We start from the raw sequence: 22,935 nt of genomic DNA on the forward strand, positions 1-22,935 counted from the left end.
CTCAGCGCAGCGGCGGGCGGTCGTCAGCCGATGCCGAATGGGCGGGCATGGGTGTCCGAGACGCCGTCCTCCTAGAGTCGCAACGTGGGGGACGAGGTCGCCGCCGACAGCGTGCCGCCGTCGGCGTCAGCGCACCCGGAGGCGTGGAAGTTCGACTTCCCGATCTACCACCCGCCCGATCGGGCGGCCTGGCGGGCGTGGCTGGCCGAGCACAACGGCAGCGCCCGCGGTGTCTGGGTCGTGTCGTGGCGCAAGGCGAGCGGCCGTGAGGCGGTCCCGTACGAGGAGCTCGTCCTGGAGGCGCTCTGCTTCGGGTGGATCGACTCGACGGTCAACATCCTCGACGACGACCGGGGCCTGCAACTGATGACCCCGCGCAAGGCGAAGAGCACGTGGACGCGCCTGAACCGCCAGCGCGTCGCCGACCTCGAGGCGCAGGGTCTGCTCACCGACGCCGGCCGTCGGGTGGTCGAGGTCGCGCAGGCCAACGGGTGGTGGACCATCTACGACCCGGTCGAAGACCTCATCGAGCCCGACGATCTCGCCGCTGCGCTCGACGCGGCGCCGATGGCCCGCACGGCGTGGGACAGCTTCCCGCCGTCGTCCCGCAAGCAGATGCTGTGGTGGGTGCTCAGCGCCGGTAAGCCCGAGACCCGTGCCACCCGCATCAGGAAGATCGTGGCCGAGGCCGAGGAGGGCCGGCGGGCGCAGTAGGGCCGACCGGCGATCGTGTCGCTGGCCATGGAGGAGTGGGTTCCCAGCGGCCGCCGTCGTCAGGACGGGCGGGGTCACCGGCCGCGGTGGCGCTCCATCTGGCGGCGGTCCCGCTTGGTGGGGCGGCCGGCGCCGCGGTCGCGCACCGGGACGCCGATTGCGTGCCCGGTCGGGCGCTCGTCGGGTGGTGTGTGGTCGACCACGCACTCGGCGGCGATCGGCGCCCCGACCCGCTTGTCGATCACCCGGGCCACCTCGAGCAGCCGTCGGCGGGGGCCGACGGTCGCCTCCACCCGGTCGCCGACTCGCACCGGGGTGGCGGGCTTGGCCGCTCGGCCGTTGACCCGTACGTGCCCGCCACGGCAGGCGTCGGTGGCGGCGGACCGGGTCTTGTGCACGCGGACGGCCCACAGCCAGCGGTCGACCCGGGTCTCGTCCACCGTTGGATGGTCGCGCATGGCGCGCGGGCCGTGTCGACGATCTGGACCACCCTTCACTGGGCCAGGCCGCGGCCGACGGGTGTACCCATGGATCGTCGACTGCCGGGCGCCGCCGTGGCAGCGATCGTGGTCGGGGTCCTCGCGGCAGCGGTCCCCTCCTCCGCCTCGACGATCACGGGCCCGGAGGCCCCGGAGCCGGCGGTCGCTCGAGGGGTCGAGACGTCTTCGCCGATGGAGCCGTCGCCGACGGTTCGAGCGGTCGCCGGTGACGGGTCGGTCACCCTCACCTGGACCGACGCTGCGGACGGGCCGCGCCCCGACCAGTACCGGGTGTACCAGGACCGAGCGTGGGTCGCGACCGTCGGCGATGACGAGGCCGCGACCACTCGCCTAACGGTGCCGCAGTTGGCGAACGGGATCACCCACGCCTTCCAGGTCAGCGCCCGCAGGGACGGTCGGTGGTCGGCACTCAGCACCCCGGCGGCGGCGACGCCGTCACCACCACACGGCCTCTTGGACCTCCCCGCCGACGAAGCCGTGGCCTGGCTCATGGCCCCGGGGTCCGACCCGGGCCGTCCCATCGGCGGGCACCTCGCCGACCGCCGCTTCCGCCCGCTGCTACCGGTGACCCGCGGACAGGCGGCGCGCACGGTCTATCGCTACGCCCAGGAACCGGCCGTGGACTCGCTGCCCCCGCACGGGTTGGTCGACGTGCCCGCCGCGCTCGAGGGCGCGGTCCGCCACCTGGTTCAGGACCCCGATGGCGACGGCCCCCGCCGGCCGATGCTCTCGGGCCTGGGCGACCGCCGCTTCCGACCCAACCGGCTGCTCACCCGTGGCCAGTGGGCGATGATCCTCCACGGGCTGGCCGGCAGTCCCGAGTCCTCCGGCGGCGACCCGGAGTACGTCGATGTCCGCGACTCGTCGTCGACTGCCGTCGGCTGGGCGGTGGCCATCGGGGCGCTCGCTCCCGTGACCGTCCGTCGGTTCGTGCCTCAGCTCCCCGTCACGCGGCGGGGGCTGGCCCGCGGGCTCTACCGGACCGACACCTGGAGGGCCGAGCAGGCCACGACCCGCCTGCCCGACGATCTCTGGCAACCACCGGCGGACGCGCTCCCGGCCTCGGGGAACTACCTCTACGTCCAGGCCATCGACGGCTGGGCCAGCACGCCCGACGGCCTGCGCACCCCCCGGGACGCACGGCTCACGATCGAGAGTGCACGCACGAGCGGGCGCATCACCCTTGTCGCCAACGGTGACGATCGCTGGTCTCTCTGGCTCGCCTTGGCGGATGGGGCGGACCTCGACCACGTCGGGCTCATCGACGACCTCGGCTACCACACCGGGGTCTCCCACCTGGGCAACGAGTGCGGGATGCCCGCGCTCGGCTGGCTGGCGGTCGACCACGTCCGCTGGAAGCCGGACGGCACCCTCGACGAGCTCGACTACCGCCTCGAGTACCGGTGCGGCGGCATCCAGATCCACGCCGCGGTCCGCTACGACTCGGACGACCCACTGTTCGACCCACCGCCACCGGCGGCCGTCCCGGGCGACCTGTGGTCGCCGGCGCCGGGAACCACGCCGGCCACCGGCAACTGGATCCGCATGGAGTCTCACGGGCGGGCGCTCGGGAACGGGAGCTCGGCGACGTACACGGCGGCCAGCAGGCTCTCGGTGGGGGTGAGCGGGCCACGCATCAGGGCCGCCGTCGCCGGGGCCGGAAACTGGACCATCGACGCATCGGCCCCGATCCGCGACGGCGCACCGATCCCCACCGGCTACTACACCGACACCGTGCGCCCGACGCTGGGCAACCCAGCTCGAGCCGGACTGCAGTTGAGTTACGACTACCGCACCTGCTGGGACGGCGGCTGGTTGGCCATCGACCACATCGCCTACGCCGCCGACGGGACCCTTGCCGAGCTCGACCTGCGCTTCGAGCTGCGATGCCAGTCGACTCCGGGCGACGTCGTGAACGGCGCGATCCACTACGACGTCGACGATCCCGTGTTCGTCCCTGCGACGCCACGCCCCATCCCGCCCGACCTGTGGGGCCCGGCACCGGGCTCGACGCCGACGGAGGGCAATTGGGTGCAGCTGCAAGGCACGAACCACACGTCGCCGAGCAGCCAACTGGCGGTCGGCCGCACCAACGACGTCATCGAGGTACAGGTCACCGGTACCACGCCGATCCTCGGCCGCTTCGCCGTCTCGGGGGGCGCCACCCCGGCCGTCGGCTACTACGACCAGCTGCGGCCTCACCCTGGCCATGACCCGGTGCGCGGGGGCATCTACGTGCACACGCCGAGGTGCAGCACCCAGATGGGCGGCTGGTTCGCGATCGACCACCTGGTGCTCACGCCGTCCGGCACGGTGGCGGAGCTGGACCTGCGGTTCTCGACTGATTGCGTCGGCGTCGGCGCCGTGCACTTCCGCGCCGCCTGAGGGCGCGCTCGGGCGAGGCATCGTCGGTTCAGGTGGGTGTCGTGCGCTGACGGGACGCGATGATGGGCAGGTGGTGCTGAGTCGACGGGGGTTCCTGCGGGGGGCGGCGGGAGTCGGGCTCGGCCTCGTCGCCGGCGGGACCGAGGGACTGCGCCTGGTGCTCCCCGCCGGCGCGGCGCCGGCGATGGCCGCGGGGTTCGGGCCGCTGCGGCGCGATCCCGCCGGGCGCCTCGACCTGCCCCCCGGCTACTCGTACCGGGTCGTGACCAAGGCGGGCCGGGCGATGCCGGCGCCGCAGGTCGGGCTCGTGCCCGGACGCCCCGATGGCACCGCCGCTTTCGCCGGCCCGGGCGGCAACGTCCACCTCGTCAACAACCACGAGCAGGGGGCGACGGCGGCGTTCCCGGTCGTCGGCCCACCGAACCTCACCTACGACCCGGGCGCCACCGGGGGGACCACCACCCTCGTCGTGGACGGCGACAACCGACTCGTCGACCAGACCGTCAGCCTCGCCGGCACGCTGCTCAACTGCTCGGGCGGGCCGACGCCCTGGGGCACGTGGCTGAGCGGCGAGGAGAGCGAGCAGACCGCCGGCGGCGCCATCACCCGGGACCACGGCTACGTGTTCGAGGTCGATCCCCTGAACGCGGCCTCCAACGTGGACCCGCAGCCGCTGACCGCCCTCGGCCGGTTCGCCCACGAGGCGGTGGCCGTCGACCCCCACCGCGGTCACGTCTACCTCACCGAGGACGCCGTCGCCCCGGCCGGCCTGCTCTACCGCTTCACCCCCGCGCAGCTGCCCAATGGCCTGCACACCTTGCGCAACGGCGGCCTTCTGGAGGCGCTGCGCGTGCCCGGTGTCGAGGACCTGTCGGTGTACCGCACCGTGGGCACGACGCTGGCCGCGAAGTGGAAGGCCGTGCCCGACCCGTCCGCGCTCGTGCAGGGATCGACCCGTGAGCAGTTCACGTACGTCGACCGCACCAACCGCAACGCCCCCGTCACCCGCCGAGGCCCGGGGGGTGGCATCACGCGGGCCCGCAAGCTGGAGGGGCTCTGGTGGAGCGGTGGCAAGTGCCACGTCGTCAGCTCGTTCGCCCGCACCGGCAGCCCGCAGGACTGGAGCGTCGCCGCGCACGACGGTCAGATCTGGTCCTACGACCCAGCGACCTCGACGCTGCGCCTGCGGGCCTTCTTCCCCCGGAACGTCGCGCCGAGCGGCGCCGGCGCCGATGTCCCCGACGGTCCGGACAACATCACCGCCGGGCCGGCGGGCAGCCTGATGGTCGCGGAGGACGGTGCCGGCACCCAGCACCTCGTCACGGTGTCGGCCACCGGCCGCAAGGCCGTCTTCGCCCGCAACGCCCTCAGCCGCAGCGAGTTCACCGGGGTGTGCTTCTCGCCCGACGGTCGGACCCTGTTCGCCGGCATCCAGGACGAGGGCTTCGTCTTCGCCATCACCGGCCCCTTCGCGACCGACATCACCCGCTGACGCCGGCGGCCCGCCGCGTGGCGGATCAGGCCACCGGATCGAGGGCGGCGTCCACCGTGGTCTCGCCGTCGGCGGTGACCGTCACCGGGGTGGTGCCGACGGGGCCAGGGCGGTCCTCGTGGTACTCGAAGCGAAGGGTGGCGGTCGGGTCGACGAAGGCGACCGTGTACGAGCCTGGTGGGAGTCCCTCGATCGTGTAGCTCCCGTCGCTCCCGGTGGCGACCGAACGGGTGGCGGCGTCGCTGTAGACGATCACCCAGGCGCCCTCGACCGGGCTCCCGCCGCCGGTGGTGACGGTCCCGCCGATCGCGCCGGTCGTGCGCCGCAACGCCGCGTCCGCGCTGGTCGTGCCCGCCGTGACCGTCGTCAGCTCGGCGAACGAGGCGGGCTCGGCCTCGTCGTCGTACCACTCGAACCGGTGGGCCCCCGAGGGGTCGGCGATCTCGAGGAGGTGCTCGCCCGACGGCAGGGACAGCGTGTAGCTGCCGTCGGCGGCCGTGCGGGTGGAGCGCACGAAGCCGAGGTCGCTCGCCCGCAGCGCGACGACCATGACCCCCTCGACGGGTCGACCGGTGCCCTCCTCGGTGACCGTCCCGGAGACAGGGCCGACGTGCGGGGCCGGGGTGGCCGCGGGCAGGTCGGCGCCGGCGTTGAACCCGTCGTTGGCCGCGATGGTGAAGGTCGTCGCCCCGGTCGGGGTGGGGGACCCGCTGTAGAAGATCGGTGTGTGGGCACCCGTCGGGTCGACGAACACCGCGGTGTAGGTGCCTGGGCGTAGGCCCTCGATCAGGTACTCGCTGCCGGCGGTGGTCGTGCTGCCTGCCGGAGTGCCGCGGCGCAAGGCGATCACCTCGATGCCGGGGCCGGCCGGGCTGCCCCCACTGAACAGGGGGCCGCTGAGGAAGCCGGTGTCTCGCGCCAGGCGGGTGTCGACCCGTGACTCTGCCCCCTCGGTGACGGTCACCCGGGGCACCTCGTCGAGCGAGGCCGGCGCCGGGTTGTTGTCGTACCACTCGAAGCGGTGGGCGCCCGAGGGGTCGTAGAACTCCAGGAGGTAGCGGCCCGCGGGCACGTCCATGCGGTAGTAGCCGTCCTCGTCGGCGCGCGCTCCCCGCACGAGGCTCAGGTCGCTCTCGCGGAGCGCGACCACGTACGCACCCGGCACCGGCTCGTCGGTGTTGTCCTCGGCCACCCGCCCGGTGATCGCGGTGACCGGCGTCCCGACCCCGAGCTTCAGCACCCGGTCGCCGGCGGTCACGTACACGTTGTCCCGGTCGACGGCGACGTTGGTGGCACCTGGGATCGGGTAGTCGGACAAGACGTTGCCGGCGGGCGTGAGCTCGCGGAGTCGGTTGTCGCCGACCGCCCAGATGTGCCCGAAGCGGTCGACGGCCACGTCCTTCACCCCGGCGAGGCCGGGGAGGGTGCCCTGTGCGACCCCGTCGAGGGTGTTGACCTGGACGCCGCCGTCGTTCACGAGATGGAGCGCGCCGCCGCCGGTGATCCACAGGCCGTTCAGCAGGAAGCGGCCGGAGTCGTACCCACCCCATTCGGAGAGGAACGTCCCGTCCGGCCCGAAGCGGCGGACGAGGTTGTTCCCTCCCGGGGGCACGAAGTGGAACACGTCCCTGCAGCACGTCCAGCCCCAGCCGTCGAAGTAGGACTCCTGGGTGGTGTAGGAGTGGGTGGACTCGCTGTCGGTGACGTACACGTTGCCGGCACCGTCGACGTCGATGGCGTTGGGCGTCCCCGCGCTGCTCGTGCGGGTCAGCCACCACCGCTGGAACGCGCCGGTCGGCTCGAACTCCTGGACGAGCTGGTTGCCCCGGTCGAGCACCAGCACGTTGCCGCCGTCGTCGAGCACGACGTCGGCGGGGCAGTTGAGGTGGCCCGGGACGTGGGTGGGGGTCCTGGGCTGGCCGACCGAGCCGAGCACGGAGCCGTCGGCCGTCGACAGGTGGACCACCCGGTCGTTACCGCAGTCCGCCACCCACAGATCGCCCTGCCAGTTGGCGGTGAGCCCGACAGGGTCGTCGAAGGCCTCGGGTCCCCCGGTGAACTGCGCGATGGTGGGGCGCAGGACCTGGACGGCCAGGGGGTTCGAGGCGGTGGGCGGCGTCTCGTTCGTCTCCACCGTGGCGAGCAGGTGCAGGCGACCGACGTGGGCGGTGGTCGCGGTCGACGAGCACGTGACGGTGCGGCTCCCGAACGCGGCGAGCTCCTCGACCGGGCCGCTGCAGCCGGTGAGCCCGCCGGCGTCGACCACCACCCCGGTGAGCGCGACGGGCCCGGGGTTGTCGAGGCGCAGCGTGTAGGTCACGGTGTCGCCGACGTCGAGCTGGGCGACGTCGGAGCTGAGGGTCGGCACGACGACGGGACCCTCGGCGAGCACGTACTCGCGGATCGAGCCGGTCAGGGTCCCGTAGGCCGTCGGCACACTCGGATAGCTGTAGACGTGGGTCGAACCGCCCGCGTCGGTGTGGACCGCGAGCCGGGGAGATCCGATCGGCAGGTTGGCGAGGACCTGACCCGTCGGGGTGAAGACCTGGACCCGCCTGGGTGTGAGGTAGCCGCCGACCCACTCCGTCACGTACACCCGCCCCTCGCCGTCGACGTCGATGGCCACGGGCGCCGACAGCTGGCCGAGACCGGTCCCGGCGCTCGCGAACTTGCCGAGGAACCCGCCGGCCGCCGTGAAGCGCTGGACCCGGCGGTTGCCGGCGTCGAGGACGTACACGGTGCCGTCCGGCGCGGCCGCCACCCCGATCGGGTTGTTGAACTGTCCGTCGCCGTTGCCGCCCGTGCCCCATCCGGGCGTCAGGCTGCCTCCGCTGATGACGTCGATCCGGTCGTTGGCGGCGTCGGCGACGTAGGCGGTGCCGTCGGGCGCGACCGTCACGTCGGCGGGCGAGCAGACATCGCGGCTGAACCAGCTGCGCTCCTCGGTCCAGGCGCCGTCCGGCGTGCCGTCGGCGGTGAAGCGCTGGATGCGATCCGACTCGCACTCGGTCACGTAGACCTCGCCCGAGGGCCCGACCGCGATCTGCTCGGGGGAGTGGAGTTGGCCGACCGACGTCCCGGGTGTGCCCCAGGCCTGCTCGTAGCGGCCGTCGGCGCTGAAGCGCTGCACCTGGGTCGCGGCGGGGTACGTCCGGCTGCCCACGACGTGGACGTCGCCGTCGGGCCCGACCGCGAGCCCCGGCGCGGTGGCCTCCGTGGTGCCGCCGATGGGGTCGCCGTCGGACAGGCCGGTGGGCGACGGTCGCCACTGCCGGCCGGGGAACGGGAGGGGCACGCCGTTCACCGGCAGCGACACCGCCGTTGAGGTCACCGGGTCCGTCTCGGCGGTGTCGACGGTGAGCGAGGCTGTGAAGGTGCCGGCGTCGGCCACCACGGGGGTGTAGATGCAGTCGAAGCGCACCGTCGCCCGCACGGCCACGTCGTCCAGCGACCGCGCACAGTCGGCCAGCTTCGTCGAGGAGGTGGTCACCCCGGTGAGCGGGACGCCCCCGTTGTTCGACACCGTGACGTGGAAGTGCACCGGGGTGCCGGCGTGGCCGACGGTCTCGTCGACCGTCAGCGTCAGGTCGACGACCGGGCCCGCCGGATAGGTGAAGCGGTCGATGCGCGAGACGGGGACGAAGCCCTCGAGCGGGTGCGCCTCGGCGACGTAGACGTCGTCGCCACGGGTCGCGACGTCGAAGGCGCAGCTGGTCGTGGGGATCACGAAGGTGGCGTCGCCGGTGAGGCTCGTCCGCGTGACCCTTCCGTCGGTGCAGTCGGAGCCGGGGTTGCCGGCGGCGTAGACGAGACCGTGGGTGCGGTCGACGGCGACCGACTCCACGTCGGCGGACGGCCAGCTCCGAAGCAGCGCGCCGGTGGGCGAGAAGACCCGCACGTGGTCGTTGGTGCGGTCGGCCACGTAGACGTTGCCGTCGGCGTCGAGGTCGAGGCCCCCGGGGGTCCAGCAGCAGTCCTGGGTGTCCCCCAGGTTGGTGCGCCAACTCCGCACGAACGCCCCGTCGGGGTCGAACTGCTCCACCCGCTTGGCCCAGCTGTCGGAGACGAACACGTCGCCATCGGGTCCGACGGCGACCCCGACGGGGGTCAGGCGGCTGTCGACCTGGACACCTGACGAAGGCCAGCTGCCAGCGGGCGTGCCGTCGGCGTCGTAGCGCCGGACGAGGTTGTATCCGGTGTCGACGGCCAGGATGTCGCCGTCGGCGTCGACGGCGACGCCCTCGATGTGACGGCGCGCGCCGGGGTCGTCGTTGGGGATGGTCACCACGACGGTGCCGTCCGGGGCGAAGACCTTGATCTCGTCGCTTCGCGCGTCGCTCACCACGATGCGTCCATCCGGGGCGAGGGCGACGCTCGTGGGGGTGTGGACGCGCTCGGGCACGGTGGTCATCCCCCACATCGTCGTCAACGCGCCGGAGGCGTCGAAGCGTTGGATGCGGTACCCGTTCGCGTCCGACACGAACACGGACCCGTCCGGGCGCACCGCGATGCCGGTCAGGTCGGCGGCGGCGTTCGACCAGGTCCGGGGTGTGTCCCAGTCGTCCGTCAGGACCCCGCCGGTGGTGTAGCGCTGGACGTCCGATCGGTTCGTGTCCACGATGAGGACCGAGCCGTCCGGCGCGACGGCCACCCCCGTGACGCGCTGGAACTGGCCGGCCCCGTCGCCCCGGCTGCCCCACTTGCGCAGGAAGGTGCCGGAGGGGTCGAAGGCCTGGACGTCGTCCCTGGAGCTGTCGGCCACGAACACGGTGCCGTCCGACCCCACGGCGAGCGCCACCGGGTTGTTGAACTGGCCGTCCGCCGTGCCCTGGGTCCCGAAGCGGCGCACGAACGAGCCGGTGGCGGTGAACTGCTGCACGCGGTCGTTGCCCGTGTCCGCCACGTAGAGGTCGCCCCCCGGCGCGACGGCGAGGTCCTCAGGAGCGCTGAGGGACCCGTCGGCGGAGCCGCAGCTCCCGAAGGTGCGCACCGGGGTGCCCGTCGCGTCGAACTCCGAGAGCAGGCAGGTGGACGACCTCAAGGTGTACACGTGTCCCGTGGCCGGGGAGACCGCGAGCGCGCCCGGGTCGGTGACCGTCCAGCGGCGCTGGAACGTGCCGTCGGAGTCGAAGACGGCGACGTCGTCGCGGTTGAAGTCGGCGACGTAGATCAGCCCGTCGGGGCCCACCGCCACGTCGGACGGGTTCGAGAGGTCCGTGTCCTGGAGCGGCACGAGGCCGAGGGTCTGCGTGAGCGGCGGCGGGGCGGCCGAGGCCGGCGGGGCGCCGGTGACCGTGACGATCAGGGTCGTCGCGACGAGCGCGCCGGCCAGCAGGGTGGCCAGGGCCTGGTTCGGACGGCGGTGGCGTGGCGTGGTCATCGTCGACCAACCCCTCCGATCCGACGATCGTCCGAGTGCACCTGCGGTTCCCCGTTCGGGAGGCGCTCGCCGCGCCGAGCGTCGCTCACCATGCTTCCATGCTCTGGCTCGAGAGGTTGGTGCGCACGCCGGCGCTGACCGTGACCCGGCTGGCCAGGGTCGTGAGCGACTGGTTCCGGTAGAAGTTCGCCCGGTAGTTGCCGGTGGGGTCGATGTACACGAGCAGGTAGGTCGTGGGCGGGAGGTGGCTGATGGTGTACACGCCGGAGCTGTTGGTGAGGGTGGCGCCGGCGATGCCCGTCGGGCGCACCGCCAGGACCGCGACGCCGTTGGTGTCGGTGCCGCTCACGGTCCCGGTGAGGTCACCGGTGGTGCGGGCCAGCGTGGCGTTCGCCGTGTCGCCGGCACGCACGCGGGCGACGTCGTCGAAGCTCGCGGGCTCGGTCTGGTCGTCGTACCACTCGAAGGCGTGGCGGCCGAGGGGATCGACGAACGCGACCAGGACGTCGCCGGAGGGCACCTGGAGCTCGTAGGCGCCGGTGTTGGAGGTGGCGGCGGCGGCGACCAGGTGCAGGTCGGCGGGGTCGAGGCCGACGACCAGGGCTCCCGGCAAAGGGGCCGAGGTGGCGTTGCCCGAGCTCGTCGTCGTGGCCAGGACCGTGCCGGTCACTGCGCCTGCGGGGGACGGTCGGGGGTCGAGCGCGGCGTCGGCGGTGGCCGTCCCGCCATCGGTGACGGTCACGGGGACCACCGCGGGAGTGGCGAACCGGTTCTCGAGGTCCACCATCGCGACGAAGTAGTCGCCGGGGTCGAGGCCGGTCAGGCGGTAGCGGCCGGCGGGGTCGGTCACGGCCCGACCACCGACGGCACCGCTCGACGCGGCCGCCGCACCCGTGCGAACCGCGAGCACGGTGATCCCGTCGACGGGAGCGCCGCCGGCGAGCTCGGTCACCGTGCCGGCCACCGAGCCTCGGGCAGGGGCGAGCGCGCCGGACACCGTCGTGAGCGAGCCCGATGTGACCGTGACCGTGGTGATGCCCTCGGGGGTCGGGCGGTCCTCGTACCACTCGTAGCCGTGGGCCCCGGTCGGGTCGGCGAACTCGATGGCGTAGTCGCCGGGTGCGAGCTCGAGTCGGTAGTCGCCGTTGGCGTCGGCGTTCGCGGCGGCCAGCAGCGTGTAGTCGTCGCGGCGCAGGGCGAGCACGGCGGCGCCGGGGATCGGGTCGCCCGAGCCGTCCTCGGTGACGCGACCGGTGATCCCGGTTCCGGGGTCGCGGACCCCCAGCTTCACCACGCGGTCCGTGGTGGTCGTGACGTACACCTCACCTGCGGCGATGGTGATGCCGGTGGGGCCGGGAATGGTCCAGCGGCCGAGCACGGTGCCGGTGGCGGTGAGCTTGCGCACCTCGTTCAGGCTGGGGACCGTCATCCACAGGTTGCCCTGGAGGTCCAACGCGACCTCGTGGGCGCTGTAGGCCGAGGTCGGGCCGAGGGTCAGCGACCCGAGGAACGTGCCACTGAGGTCGTACGTGTCCATCGTCTGGCCGGCGCCCACGAGGTGCAACACGCCCGCCGAGGTGATCCAGATCCCCGACGGTCGGTAGCGGTTGCCGGCGTTCGGGAAGGTCGTCACCAGCGTGCCGGTGGGCGTGAAGCGCCGGACGGTGTTGCGGCCACCCGTGTTCGAGGAGTTGTTCGAGTCGACGACGTAGACGTTGTCGTCGTCGTCGACGTCGATGGCGTGGGGGGTGCCGCCGCTCGGGGTCTGCGAGCTCCAGGCCCGGACGAACGCCCCGTGCGCGGTGAACTCCTGGACCCGGCCGTTGCCGCTGTCCACCACCAGCACGTTCCCGGTGCTCGCGATGGTGACGTCGGTGGGGCAGTCGAACTGCCCGTCACCCGTCCCCGGCGTGCCCCACGCCCGGACGAAGGCCGTGCTCCCGTCGAACTGCTGGACGCGGTCGTTGCCGCAGTCGGCCACGTAGACGCGCCCGGCGCGCGCTGCGATCCCGTCCGGGTCGGCGAAGCGACCCGGGCCCGCGCCGGCCGAGCCCCACCGCTGCACCTTGCGCAGCCGCACCTCCACCCAGGCCGTGTTCGAGGGCTCCGGGGCGATCTGGTCGGCGTCGACCGTGACGCGGGCGTGGAATTCGCCGGCGTCGGCTTCCTCAGGCACGTAGGTGCAGGTGAGGCTGCGGGATGCGCCAGGCGCCAGGTCCGCAGTCGCCCCGCCGCAGCCCGACAGGATCCCCGCGTCGACCGTCAACCCCGTGAGGGCGACCGCGCCGAGGTTGTCGATGCGCAGCGTGAACGACGCGGTGCGCCCGGGATCGACCTGCGTCGTCGCCGGCGTGAGCTGGGCGCCCACCAGCGCGCCGGGAGCGAACGCGTAGGTCCGGATCGCTCCCGTCAGGGCCCCTCCGTTGCTGATGGTCGGCGTGGTGTGGACGAGCACGGTGCCGTCCGGCGCCGTCTGGGCCGCCAGGTTCGGGGTCTCGACGCTCCACCGGGCCAGGTAGCGGCCGTCGGCGGTGTACACCTGCACCAGGTCGCGGGTGGTGTCGGACACGTAGACCCGGCCGGCGCCGTCGATGGCCAGGTCGGTCGGAAGTCGGAGCTGGCCGTTGTGGTCACCCTGGCCGCCGAAGCTCGACAGGAACGTGCCGTCGGCGGCGAAGCGTTGGACCCGGTCGTTGCCGAGGTCGAGCACGTAGAGCGTGCCGTCGGGTCCGACCGCCAGCTTGGTCGGGTGCTCGAACTGGCCGTCGCCGGTGCCGGGGGAGCCCACGAGCGTGACGAGGTCGTCGCCGACGAGGTGCGCCACCCGGTCGTTCGCCGCGTCGGCCGTGTAGACGTGCCCGTCGGGGCCGACCGCGACGTCCGAGGGCGAGCACACCTGCCGGCTGCCGAGAAAGCGCTGCTCGAGCCAGTAGCTGATGAGCTGCCCATCGGCGGTGAAGTGGCTCAGGCGGTTGATGCCGCACTCGGTGGTGTACACGCTGCCGTCGGGAGCGGGAGCGACGCTCTCGGGGCGGTCGAGCTGACCGGGGGCCGAACCGGTGGCGTCCCACGCGTCCGCCAGGTCCCCATCGCTGTCGAAGCGCTGGACCAGGCTGGTCGCCGGCGCGGGTCGACTGCCGGTGACGTACAGGTGGCCGTCGCCGTCCGCGGTCAGACCCGTGGGGCCGGTCAGCGGCGCATCGTCGGCGCCGGTCGCGCTCGGCCACCACGTCCGGGCGGTGACCGGCGCGCCGAACGCGCTGACGTCCACGCGGGCGGGGTCACTCGTCGCCGGAGCCGCCTCGACGGAGGTGACGGTGACGGCGTTGGGGAACCAGCCGGAGTCCGCCGCGGTGACCTCGTAGGTGCAGTCGAACCGGTACCGGTCCCCGACGGGGATGTCGGGGACGGACCGTGAGCACGACGAGCCGGCCGTGTCCTCGGTGGCCACGCCCGTGAGGGGGACGCCGCCCAGGTTGTCGATGGTGACGTGGTAGTGGACGGTGGCGCCGGCCATCACGTCGGTCTCGTCGACGGTGATGGTGGCGCTCATCAGGCCGCCGGTCGGGTACTCGTACCGGACGATCCGGTCGTCCTCCGACCCGTTGTTCCGGTCGGTGGCGTGGTACACCCAGCGGTCGCTCAGGGCGATGCCGGAGTCGCAGCCGGCGAAGCCCCCGTCGTCGGCCCCCCAGGAGGCGAGGGCGGTGCCGGCGAGGTCGAACACCTGCACGCGGTCGGCCGCGCCGCAGTCCGAGGCGTAGATGCGGCCCGCGGCGTTGGCGACCAGGTCCCTGATGGTCCCGAACTGGCCGTCGCCCGTGCCGGCGGCACCCCACTTGCCGAGGAAGGCCCCCGTCGGGGAGAAGCGCTGGATCCGTGGTGCCGCGGCGCCGCCGCTCGTCGAGTTGTTGTCGCCGACGTACACGTTGCCATCGGGGCCGACGGCGATCCCGGCCACGCCCTTGAACTGGCCGTCGGCGGTTCCCCGCGTGCCGAAGGACCGCACGAAGGCCCCGTCGGTGGTGAACACCGAGACCCGGTCGTTGCCGGCGTCGCCGACGTACAGCAGCCCGGACCCGTCGAGCGCGAGGTAGGTCGGCTCGTCGAGTTGGCCGGCTCCGGTGCCCTGGGCGCCGAACGCCGAGATCTGCGTGCCGTCGTCGTCGTACCGCTGGATGCGCCCGTGGGCGGCGTCGGCCACGAAGACGTCCCCCGATGCGCTCACCGCGATGCCCCGGGGATCGCCGAGGACGCCGCCGGGGTTGTCGGCCCGTCGCCAGGTGCGGAGGAACTGCCCGTTCGGATCGAAGACCTCGACCCGGTTCGCCCCGGTCTCGGTGACGTAGGCGTTGCCCGCCGCGTCGGTCGCCACGTCGAAGGGCTGCACGACACGACCCTCCGCCTCGAAGTACCCGCGGAGGCCGAGGAAGGTGCCCGACGACGAGAACCGTTGGATGCGGCGGTTGCTCGTGTCGGCGACCACGACATCCCCGCTCACGGGGTCGAGCGCGAGGTCGAGGTTCTCGATGCTGAGGTTGTCGGGGTCGGTGAGGGCGCCCGGCTCGGATCCCGCCTGGCCGAACGTGTCGAGGAGGTTGCCGGCGGTGTCGAAGCGCTGGACGCGGCCGAGGCTGGCGTCGGCGACGCGCACGCTGCCGTCACCGGCGACGGCGAGGTCGCGGGCGTACTGGAACTGGCCGGCGCCGCTCCCCGAGGACCCCCACCCCCGGACGAACGTGCCGGTGGGGGTGAACTCCTGCACGTCGTCACGGATCGGGTCGGCCAGGTACACGTTCCCGTTGGCCGCGACCGCGATCGCCGACGGGTCGGTCAGCGCGCCGGCGCCCGAGCTCGCTCCGGTCCACGACCGGACCTGGCGGCCGGTGGCGCCGGAGTACACCCGGACCCTCGGGGTCTCGGTCTGCCAGGTGAGCAGGTTCTCGAGCACGTAGATGTCCCCGGTCGGGGCAACGGCGAGGTCGAGCCCGTACTGGAACAGGCAGCCGCCGGCGATGGCGTTGAGCGAACGGACCAGGGTGCCGTCCGCGGTCTGCTCCCTCACCTCGCACTGCGCGATCGACCACACGTTCCCGGTGGTGGGGGAGACGGTGATCCGGGTGGACGACGTGTCGGCCCAGCTCCGCAGCAGGGTCCCGTCGGTCCCGAAGACGAGGAGCCGGTCCCGGGTCGGGTCGAGGACGAAGAGCTCCCGGGTCGGGGCGATGGCGACGCTGACGGGGTCGCGGAAGTCGGCCTCCGAGGCCGCGACCGTCCCCCATTCGTCCAGGAACTGCGGCGGCTGGTCGGCGGCCGCCGGTGCCGGTGTCAGCACCAGCAGGGAGCCGGCCGAGAGCACGGCCGCGACGACGCCCGCCGCCCGCCGCCACGCCCCTCGTCCGGCCCGTGCCCGCACGCTCGCCTCCTGGGGAGAGGCTACGGCAGTGGTTCGCCCGGAGGGAAGGGCGAGAGCAGCTTCGGGGGCGCGGTCAGCGGATCACGACGAGCTCGTGGGCGGCTCGGCTGGCGGCGAGGTAGACCTCGGCGGGGGAGAGTCCGGCGGTGTCGACCACGACGGCGTCGTACTCCACGCCCTTGTGCTCCCACACCTCGTGTTCCCGGATCACGGCCACGTTGTGCCAGCGCCCGGCGAGCTCGTCGGCGAGCGCCTCGGGGTCGGCGCCGGCGGCCCGGTCGAGCTCGCGGACCGGGGTGTCGGTGGGGCGGATGCCGACGAGGTGCACGGCGTCGATCTCCTCCCGGTCGGCGTGGGCGTTCAGCCAGTCGGCGATCTCGGCCGACATCCGGTAGGCGGTGTCCATGGTGACGAGCGAGGTGTCGAGCTCCGCCGCGGCAGCCGCCAGGCCGATCCCGGCCGGAGTCGAGCGTTGCGCGTCGTCGCCCACGAGGGTGAGGCCATCGCCGCGGCGCAGGACCGCCCGCAACTGGAAGAAGGTGAGGTCCTGCGCCTCGTCGACGATGACGTGGCCGTACCGCAGCGGGGTCCCCTCGAAACGGGCGCGCACCTCGTCGTAGAGCGCCCCGTCCTCCCGGCCGTCGGCGAACCAGGCGTCGACCAGGTCGGCCGGCGCGCCGAGCTCGGTGAGGGTGGCTCGGCTGCGCAGTCTGGCCCAGGCCGCCTTGGCCGTCACCGCCGGCCACACCTCGCCGGCGGCGGCGCTGACCTCGGCCCGTGTGACGGTCTTGCGGCGCTGCTGGAGCCGGTTGGTGAGGTTGTCGACGAACACCTTGCGCTTGTCCCGCCACGGGATCGGACGGTCGCGCAGGCGGGCGACCAGCGCCTCGACGTCGGCCGCGGGCACGCCCAGGTGGCCGACGCGCACCTCCTGTGGCAGCAGGAGGTGCGCTTCGAGCTCGTCGAGCACCGCCACCCATCTCGGGTCGCTGCCCGCAGGCGTGCAGGGCCCGAGCAGGCGGTCGAAGGTGGTCTGGGTGACGCGGGCCTCGCCCAGGGTGGGGAGGACCGTGGCCACGAAGCGCAGGAACTTGTCACTCGGGCCGACGACGAGGATGCGGTCGGCGGCGATGCGGTTGTCGTTGTAGACGAGCCACGCCGCCCGGTGCAGGCCCACCACGGTCTTGCCGGTGCCTGGCCCGCCCCGGAGCACCAACCGCTCGCGGGGGTCGAGGCGCACGAGCGCGTCCTGCTCGGACTGCAGGGTGGCCACGGCGGCGCGCATGGTCGTGCCCCGCTCCCGGGAGAGCTCGGTCAGCAGCGGGGACGAGCCCTCGACGAGGCCGGTGGTGAACTCCTCGACGAAGAGGTCCTCGATGCACCCGACGTAGCTCACGCGACGATCGAGGCCCTGCGGCTCGTCGAAGGTCGCCTGGTAGAAGCGGGTGGCGAAGGGCGCCCGCCAGTCCATGACGAGTTGGTCGCCGCCCTCGTCGATGCCGTAGAGGCCCACCCGCCAGGGCCGGTCGTCGTCGATGCGCCCGAACACGACGAGGTCCTGTTGGAGCTTCTCGACGGCACCGCGCACGACCGCGGCGACGTACTCGTCGCTCAACGCGTCGGCGCCGCTGTCTTCGGCCCGGATGGCCTCGAAGGTGGCGAGCTTGGCCTGCACCGCACGCCGGGCGCGCCGGAGCGCGTCACGCTCCACATCCAGGCTGACGGGCGCGCCGGCGGGCGACATGCGGCGGTCTCCTGGCCGCCGAAGCGGCCGGTCGGCGAAAGGGCGGGAGAACCTACCCGCGTGTCCTCGACCGTTGCCGGGAGTTTTCGGTCCCGGCCGCGGCGCCGCGCCGTTCAGCGGAAGTCGGGCGCCACCTCTTCGATGACGCGATCGAGCGCCTCCGCTCGTGCCGAGCCGCTGCCGAGGGTGAAGTCGGGGACGATCACCTCGTCGACGCCGGCGTCGCGCCAGGCGGCCACGCTCTCGGCGATGCGCTCGGGGGTGCCGGCGACGCAGGGCCGACCCGACACCATCTGGATGTACGACTCCGCGTCGTCGTTGCTGTCGAGGACGAAGAACAGGGCCTGGGTGGAGGTGGCGATGTCGCCGGGATCGCGCCCGTTGGCCTCGCAGGCCTGGTCGAGCTCCGCCCGCTTGGCCGCGAGCTCCGGGGGCAGCGACCACATGTTCCATTCGTCCGCGTGGCGGGCGACCACGCCGAGCATGCGGGGCCCCTTTCCGCCGACGAGGATCGGCAGCCGGGGTTGCACGGGCTTGGGGTACGCGATCGCCTCGCGGACCGTGTAGTGCTCGCCCTCCACGGTCGTGGTCTCCTCGTCGAGCAGGCCTCGGAGGATGCGCAACGCCTCCTCGAAGCGCTCGATGCGCTCGCCCGGGCGACCGAGGGGGATGCCGTACTGCTCGTGCTCGTTCTCCTGCCAGCCGGCGCCGACGCCCAGCAGGAGGCGGCCGGCGCTGATGTGGTCGGTCGTGGCCGCCCACTTCGCCAGCACGGCCGGGTGGCGGTAGGTGATCCCGAACACGAGGGCGGACAGGCGCACCCGCTCGGTGATCGCGGCGAGCGCGCTCAGGGCGGCGGTGGCCTCGAAGGTGGGCAGGTCCGGGGGGTAGGGGCCGCCCGCGTCGGCCATGAAGTGGTCGGCGACGTAGACGCCGTCCCAGCCCGTGGCCTCGGCGTGGCGCACCACGTCCGCGGCATCGGCCCACGGCTGGCTGAGGTTCGTCCAGAGCGAGAAGCGCATGGCGCGATGCTCGCAGCTGGCGGCCGTCGACGCGCAGGATCCCGACGCCTCCGCTTTTGGGCACTCGCCCGTGTTCTCCACGACACGGGGGAGTACCCGGAACGAGCGGCGGTGGCGGCGGGCTCAGGGTTCGGCGATGAGGCGGGCGGTGCGGTGGAGCTGGTGGTCGAAGTAGGCGGGGTGGTCGGCCACGATGCCGTGGAGGTGGCCGAACAGCTCGTAGCTGATGGCGCCGAGCACCGCGGACCAGGCCAGGAGCGTGCGGGCGAGGACCTCGTCGGGGATGGCGAGGCCGACGCCGTCGCGCAGCGCCGCCATCTCGCCGTGGACCGAGCGCGGCATCGGGCCCGGCGGCGTCGGATCGATCTCGCCGGCCGCCACGCCGTCGGCGACCAACCGGAGCGCCACCAGGCTGACCCGGGCGGCCGGGTCCACGGTGTCGGCGGGCGCCTCGTAGCCCGGGACGGGGCTGCCGTAGACCAGCGCGTAGTCGTGCGGCTGATCGACCGCCCACCCCCGGACCGCAGTGCCGAGCGCGACCCAGCGGCGGGTGAAGCCGCCGGCGGCGGGTAGGTCGGCCTCGACCTGCTCGGCCACGACACCGACGGCGTCGAAGGCATCGACGATGAGGGCCGTGAGCAGGGCGTCGCGGCTGGGGAAGTAGCGGTAGAGCGCCGACGACACCATCCCGAGGTCGCGTGACACTGCCCGCAGCGAGAGCGCGGAGGCGCCGACCTCGGCGAGCTGGCGCCGCGCCGACTCCTTGATCTCCCGGGTGAGCTCGGCCCGTGCCCGGGCCCGTGCCGTCGTCATGGAGAGCACCGTACCAAAACGAGAGCAGTGCTCTTGACTTTTCGGCGGGACCACGCGAACCTGCCGATACCGCAAAGAGAGAGCAGTGCTCTCGATTCCGAGGAGGACCCATGGACACCACCACGACCACCACCACCACCACGACCACCAGCGCCACCGACCGCTACCTCGCCCCCGACCGTTTCACCCTCCGGGTCATGAACCCGACGGTGGCCTGGCTCGCCCGTCACGGCATCAGCCTCCTGGGCTCTCGCGAGCTGCGCATCGTCGGGCGCAGGAGCGGGCTGGTGCGCACGAACGTCGTCAACGTGCTCGAGCTCGACGGCCGCCGCTACCTGGTGGCGCCTCGCGGCACCACCGAGTGGGTGCGCAACCTGCGGGCTGCCGGCGAGGGCGAGCTGCGCATCGGTCGCCGGGTCGAGGCCTTCGCCGCCCTCGAGGTCGACGACGCCGACAAGCTGCCCGTGCTTCGGGCCTACCTCCGCAAGTGGGCCTGGGAGGTCGGGCAGTTCTTCGACGGTGTCGACAAGGACAGCGCCGACGAGGACCTCGCCGCCATCGCCTCCGGGTTCCCGGTCTTCGAGCTGCGATGACCTCCGGCCCTGGCGCCGGGGTCGACCGGTTCGGATGATCGAATCGTGACCACACACCTCGACCCTGCGTCCCGGCCGGTCGCCGTCGTGGCCCGCCACCGCCTGCTCGCCGCCTTCGCCGGCCTCAACGCCCTGTCGGCCTGGTTCGGGGTGGTGGGGCTGGTCGGCGGCGGACTGTCCTTCGGCGACGAGCTGAACCAGCGCCTCCCCTTCGACAGCCTCGTGCTGGCGGGCCTCGCGCTCGCGGCCATCGTGGCCATCCCCTCGACGGCGCTCGCCGTGCTCGCGTGGCGAGGCGATGCACGAACGCCACTGGCCACGTCGGCGCTCGGCGCCCTCTTGATCGGCTGGATCGTCGTCCAGCTGCTCTTCCTCCAGTCGTTCTCGTTCTTCCAACCGCTCTACGCGGCCATCGGGGTGGCGTTCCTGGTCGCCGGACGCCGGATGGCCCACCGTCGGCGCTGAGCCGACACCGTCCCGACCGGCGGCGGCGGGGCGCGTCGGGGTGGATGTCAAGATCGCGTCAGAAACCCCAGAAAAGGCACCAGGGAAACATGCCGGAAACACGGCACCCGTAGGGTCGGCCGGTCGCTGCTCGCGACCCACCTCCCCTTTTGAACAGGAGCACCTTGATGAGCGACGCCGCTGCCCGCCGACGAGCGATCGATTCGGTCATTCAGTACAAGGCCCCCCCGACGGCACTCGACATCGGTGCCCCGGGCGAGATCTTCGGCAAGAACGTCTTCTCCGCCGCGGTGATGAAGGCCCGCCTTCCCAAGGCGGTCTACAAGTCGGTCATGGCGACGATCGAGCACGCCGAGCGCCTCGACCCGGCGGTCGCCGACGTCGTGGCCACCGCCATGAAGGACTGGGCCACCGAGAAGGGCGCCACCCACTACGCCCACGTCTTCTACCCGCTCACGGGGCTCACCGCCGAGAAGCACGACAGCTTCCTCGAGCCCGACGGCACGGGCGCCTCGATCGCCGAGTTCGCGGGCAAGACGCTCGTGCAGGGCGAGCCGGACGCCTCCAGCTTCCCCAACGGCGGCCTGCGTCAGACCTTCGAGGCCCGCGGCTACACCGGGTGGGACGTCACCAGCCCCGCCTACGTCATGGAGACGGCCAACGGTTCGACGCTGTGCATCCCCACGGTGTTCATCTCGTGGACGGGTGAGGCGCTCGACAAGAAGACCCCGATCCTGCGCTCGCAGCAGGCCCTCGCCAAGCAGGCCCAGCGGGTGCTGCGGCTCTTCGGCCACGAGGAGCCGGGCGCCGTGTCCAGCTTCGCCGGCGCCGAGCAGGAGTACTTCCTGATCGACCGTAGCTTCTACTTCAGCCGCCCCGACCTCGTGTCGGCCGGCCGGACGCTCTTCGGGGCGCCCTCGCCGAAGGGTCAGGAGTTCGACGACCACTACTTCGGGGCCATCCCCGAGCGGGTGCTCGGCTTCATGCTCGAGACCGAGGCCGAGCTGTGGAAGCTGGGCATCCCGGCCAAGACCCGCCACAACGAGGTCGCCCCCGGCCAGTTCGAGATCGCCCCGGTGTTCGAGAAGGCCAACCTGGCCACCGACCACCAGCAGCTCCTGATGGTCACGCTGCGTCGGGTGGCCGAGAAGTACGGCATGGAGTGCCTGCTGCACGAGAAGCCCTTCGCCGGCGTGAACGGGTCGGGCAAGCACGTCAACTTCTCGCTCGGCAGCACCACCGAGGGCAACCTGCTCGATCCGGGCCACACCCCCCACGAGAACGCCCAGTTCCTGGTGTTCTGCGCCGCGGTCATCCGGGCCGTGCACCGCTACGGCGGCCTGCTCCGCGCCGTGGTGGCGTCGTCCCGCAACGACCACCGACTCGGTGCGAACGAGGCCCCGCCGGCCATCATCTCGATCTTCCTGGGCGACCAGCTCATGGACGTGTTCGACCAGATCGCCAAGGGCGGTGCCACCCAGTCGAAGGAGAAGGGCACGCTCATCGTCGGCGTGGACACCATCCCGGACCTGCCCAGCGATCCGGGCGACCGCAACCGGACCAGCCCGTTCGCGTTCACGGGCAACCGCTTCGAGTTCCGGGCGCCGGGCTCGTCGCAGTCCATCGCCGGCCCGCTCATCGCGCTCAACACGTCCATCGCCGAGTCGCTCGACTTCATCGCCACCGAGCTCGAGTCGGCGGTCGAGTCGGGCACCGACTTCAACGCCGCGGTGCAGACGCTGCTGCAGGGCATCATCGCCGACCACGGCAACGTGATCTTCAACGGCGACGGCTACGGCGAGGAGTGGCAGGTCGAGGCCGAGGCCCGCGGTCTGCTGAACCTGCGCACCACGGTCGACGCGCTGCCGCAGTTCGACACGCCCGAGGTGAAGGAGCTCTTCGCCAAGTACGGCGTGCTCAACGAGCGGGAGCTGGCCAGCCGCTACGAGGTGTACCTCGAGCAGTACGTGCTGAGCCTGGCCGTCGAGGCCAAGCAGACCCTCGAGATGGCCAAGACGCTCGTCCTGCCCGCCGGTCTCCGGTACCAGGGTGAGCTCGCCGGTCAGGGCGCCAACCTCAAGGCCGTCGGCGTGGAATTCGACTCCAGCCTGCTCGACGAGGTGTCAGGGCTCGTGGCCGACCTCCAGAGCGGCATCGCCGGCCTCGAGTCTGGCATCGCCGGCGCCCACGGTGCCGAGGACACGTTGGCCGAGGCGCGGTACGCCTGCGAAACGCTGCTGCCCGCCATGGCGGCGGTGCGTGACGCCGCCGACGGCCTCGAGCACATCGTGGCCGACGACCTGTGGCCCCTGCCCACCTACCAGGAGATGCTCTTCGTCCTGTAGGGGCCAGCCGCACGGATTGCGCTCGCCGGCACCGGATCCTCCCCGCCTCGGCGGAGAGGGCCGGTG

The 22,935-nt window shown here is 72.7% G+C and carries 12 protein-coding genes; 6 read left to right on the forward strand and 6 right to left on the reverse strand.

The window, feature by feature from the left end; genetic code table 11:
• Nucleotides 1–84 precede the first annotated feature (84 nt).
• Nucleotides 85–714 (forward strand): YdeI/OmpD-associated family protein, encoded by a 630-nt coding sequence (locus JNK12_08460; protein ID MBL8775948.1) that lies wholly within the window; start codon nucleotides 85–87, stop codon nucleotides 712–714.
• A 74-nt stretch (nucleotides 715–788) separates the two neighbouring features.
• Here the strand turns inward: JNK12_08460 and JNK12_08465 are convergent, their stop codons facing one another.
• Entirely contained in the window at nucleotides 789–1,172 is a 384-nt protein-coding gene (locus JNK12_08465; protein ID MBL8775949.1) for an RNA-binding S4 domain-containing protein, read from the reverse strand.
• Between the two features lie 213 nt (nucleotides 1,173–1,385).
• Here JNK12_08465 and JNK12_08470 point away from each other — a divergent pair, with 213 nt between their 5' ends.
• Both JNK12_08470 and JNK12_08475 read left to right on the forward strand, forming a co-directional pair.
• On the forward strand, nucleotides 1,386–3,599 hold the full coding sequence (locus JNK12_08470; protein MBL8775950.1) for a fibronectin type III domain-containing protein: 2,214 nt from the start codon (nucleotides 1,386–1,388) through the stop codon (nucleotides 3,597–3,599).
• A 70-nt stretch (nucleotides 3,600–3,669) separates the two neighbouring features.
• Nucleotides 3,670–5,091 carry a DUF839 domain-containing protein gene (locus JNK12_08475; protein ID MBL8775951.1) on the forward strand — a complete coding sequence of 474 codons (1,422 nt, stop codon included), beginning with the start codon at nucleotides 3,670–3,672 and terminating at the stop codon, nucleotides 5,089–5,091.
• Nucleotides 5,092–5,116: 25 nt separating this feature from the next.
• Here the strand turns inward: JNK12_08475 and JNK12_08480 are convergent, their stop codons facing one another.
• The 5 genes from JNK12_08480 to JNK12_08500 all read right to left on the reverse strand — a co-directional run bounded on the left by JNK12_08480 (nucleotide 5,117) and on the right by JNK12_08500 (nucleotide 19,466).
• Nucleotides 5,117–10,471, reverse strand: coding sequence for a carboxypeptidase regulatory-like domain-containing protein (locus tag JNK12_08480; protein MBL8775952.1), 5,355 nt, complete (start codon nucleotides 10,469–10,471; stop codon nucleotides 5,117–5,119).
• 85 nt (nucleotides 10,472–10,556) lie between these two features.
• Nucleotides 10,557–15,887, reverse strand: coding sequence for a carboxypeptidase regulatory-like domain-containing protein (locus JNK12_08485; protein MBL8775953.1), 5,331 nt, complete (start codon nucleotides 15,885–15,887; stop codon nucleotides 10,557–10,559).
• Between the two features lie 73 nt (nucleotides 15,888–15,960).
• Nucleotides 15,961–17,631 (reverse strand): AAA family ATPase, encoded by a 1,671-nt coding sequence (locus JNK12_08490; GenBank protein MBL8775954.1) that lies wholly within the window; start codon nucleotides 17,629–17,631, stop codon nucleotides 15,961–15,963.
• Between the two features lie 113 nt (nucleotides 17,632–17,744).
• Nucleotides 17,745–18,653 (reverse strand): LLM class flavin-dependent oxidoreductase, encoded by a 909-nt coding sequence (locus JNK12_08495; protein MBL8775955.1) that lies wholly within the window; start codon nucleotides 18,651–18,653, stop codon nucleotides 17,745–17,747.
• A gap of 123 nt (nucleotides 18,654–18,776) precedes the next feature.
• The gene (locus JNK12_08500; protein MBL8775956.1) at nucleotides 18,777–19,466 is read right to left on the reverse strand and encodes a TetR/AcrR family transcriptional regulator; all 690 of its coding nucleotides are present in this window, start codon (nucleotides 19,464–19,466) and stop codon (nucleotides 18,777–18,779) included.
• A 110-nt stretch (nucleotides 19,467–19,576) separates the two neighbouring features.
• Here JNK12_08500 and JNK12_08505 point away from each other — a divergent pair, with 110 nt between their 5' ends.
• From JNK12_08505 to JNK12_08515, 3 genes are all read left to right on the forward strand, one after another.
• Complete coding sequence (locus JNK12_08505; GenBank protein ID MBL8775957.1) at nucleotides 19,577–20,059, forward strand: nitroreductase family deazaflavin-dependent oxidoreductase; 483 nt, start codon at nucleotides 19,577–19,579, stop codon at nucleotides 20,057–20,059.
• 45 nt (nucleotides 20,060–20,104) lie between these two features.
• Nucleotides 20,105–20,524, forward strand: a complete 420-nt coding sequence (locus JNK12_08510) for a hypothetical protein (protein MBL8775958.1) — start codon at nucleotides 20,105–20,107, stop codon at nucleotides 20,522–20,524.
• A gap of 167 nt (nucleotides 20,525–20,691) precedes the next feature.
• On the forward strand, nucleotides 20,692–22,869 hold the full coding sequence (locus JNK12_08515; protein MBL8775959.1) for a glutamine synthetase III: 2,178 nt from the start codon (nucleotides 20,692–20,694) through the stop codon (nucleotides 22,867–22,869).
• The last annotated feature ends 66 nt before the right edge of the window (nucleotides 22,870–22,935 follow it).

This window comes from Acidimicrobiales bacterium (genome assembly GCA_016794585.1).
Classification (GTDB): Bacteria; Actinomycetota; Acidimicrobiia; order Acidimicrobiales; family DATDAH01; genus JAEUJM01.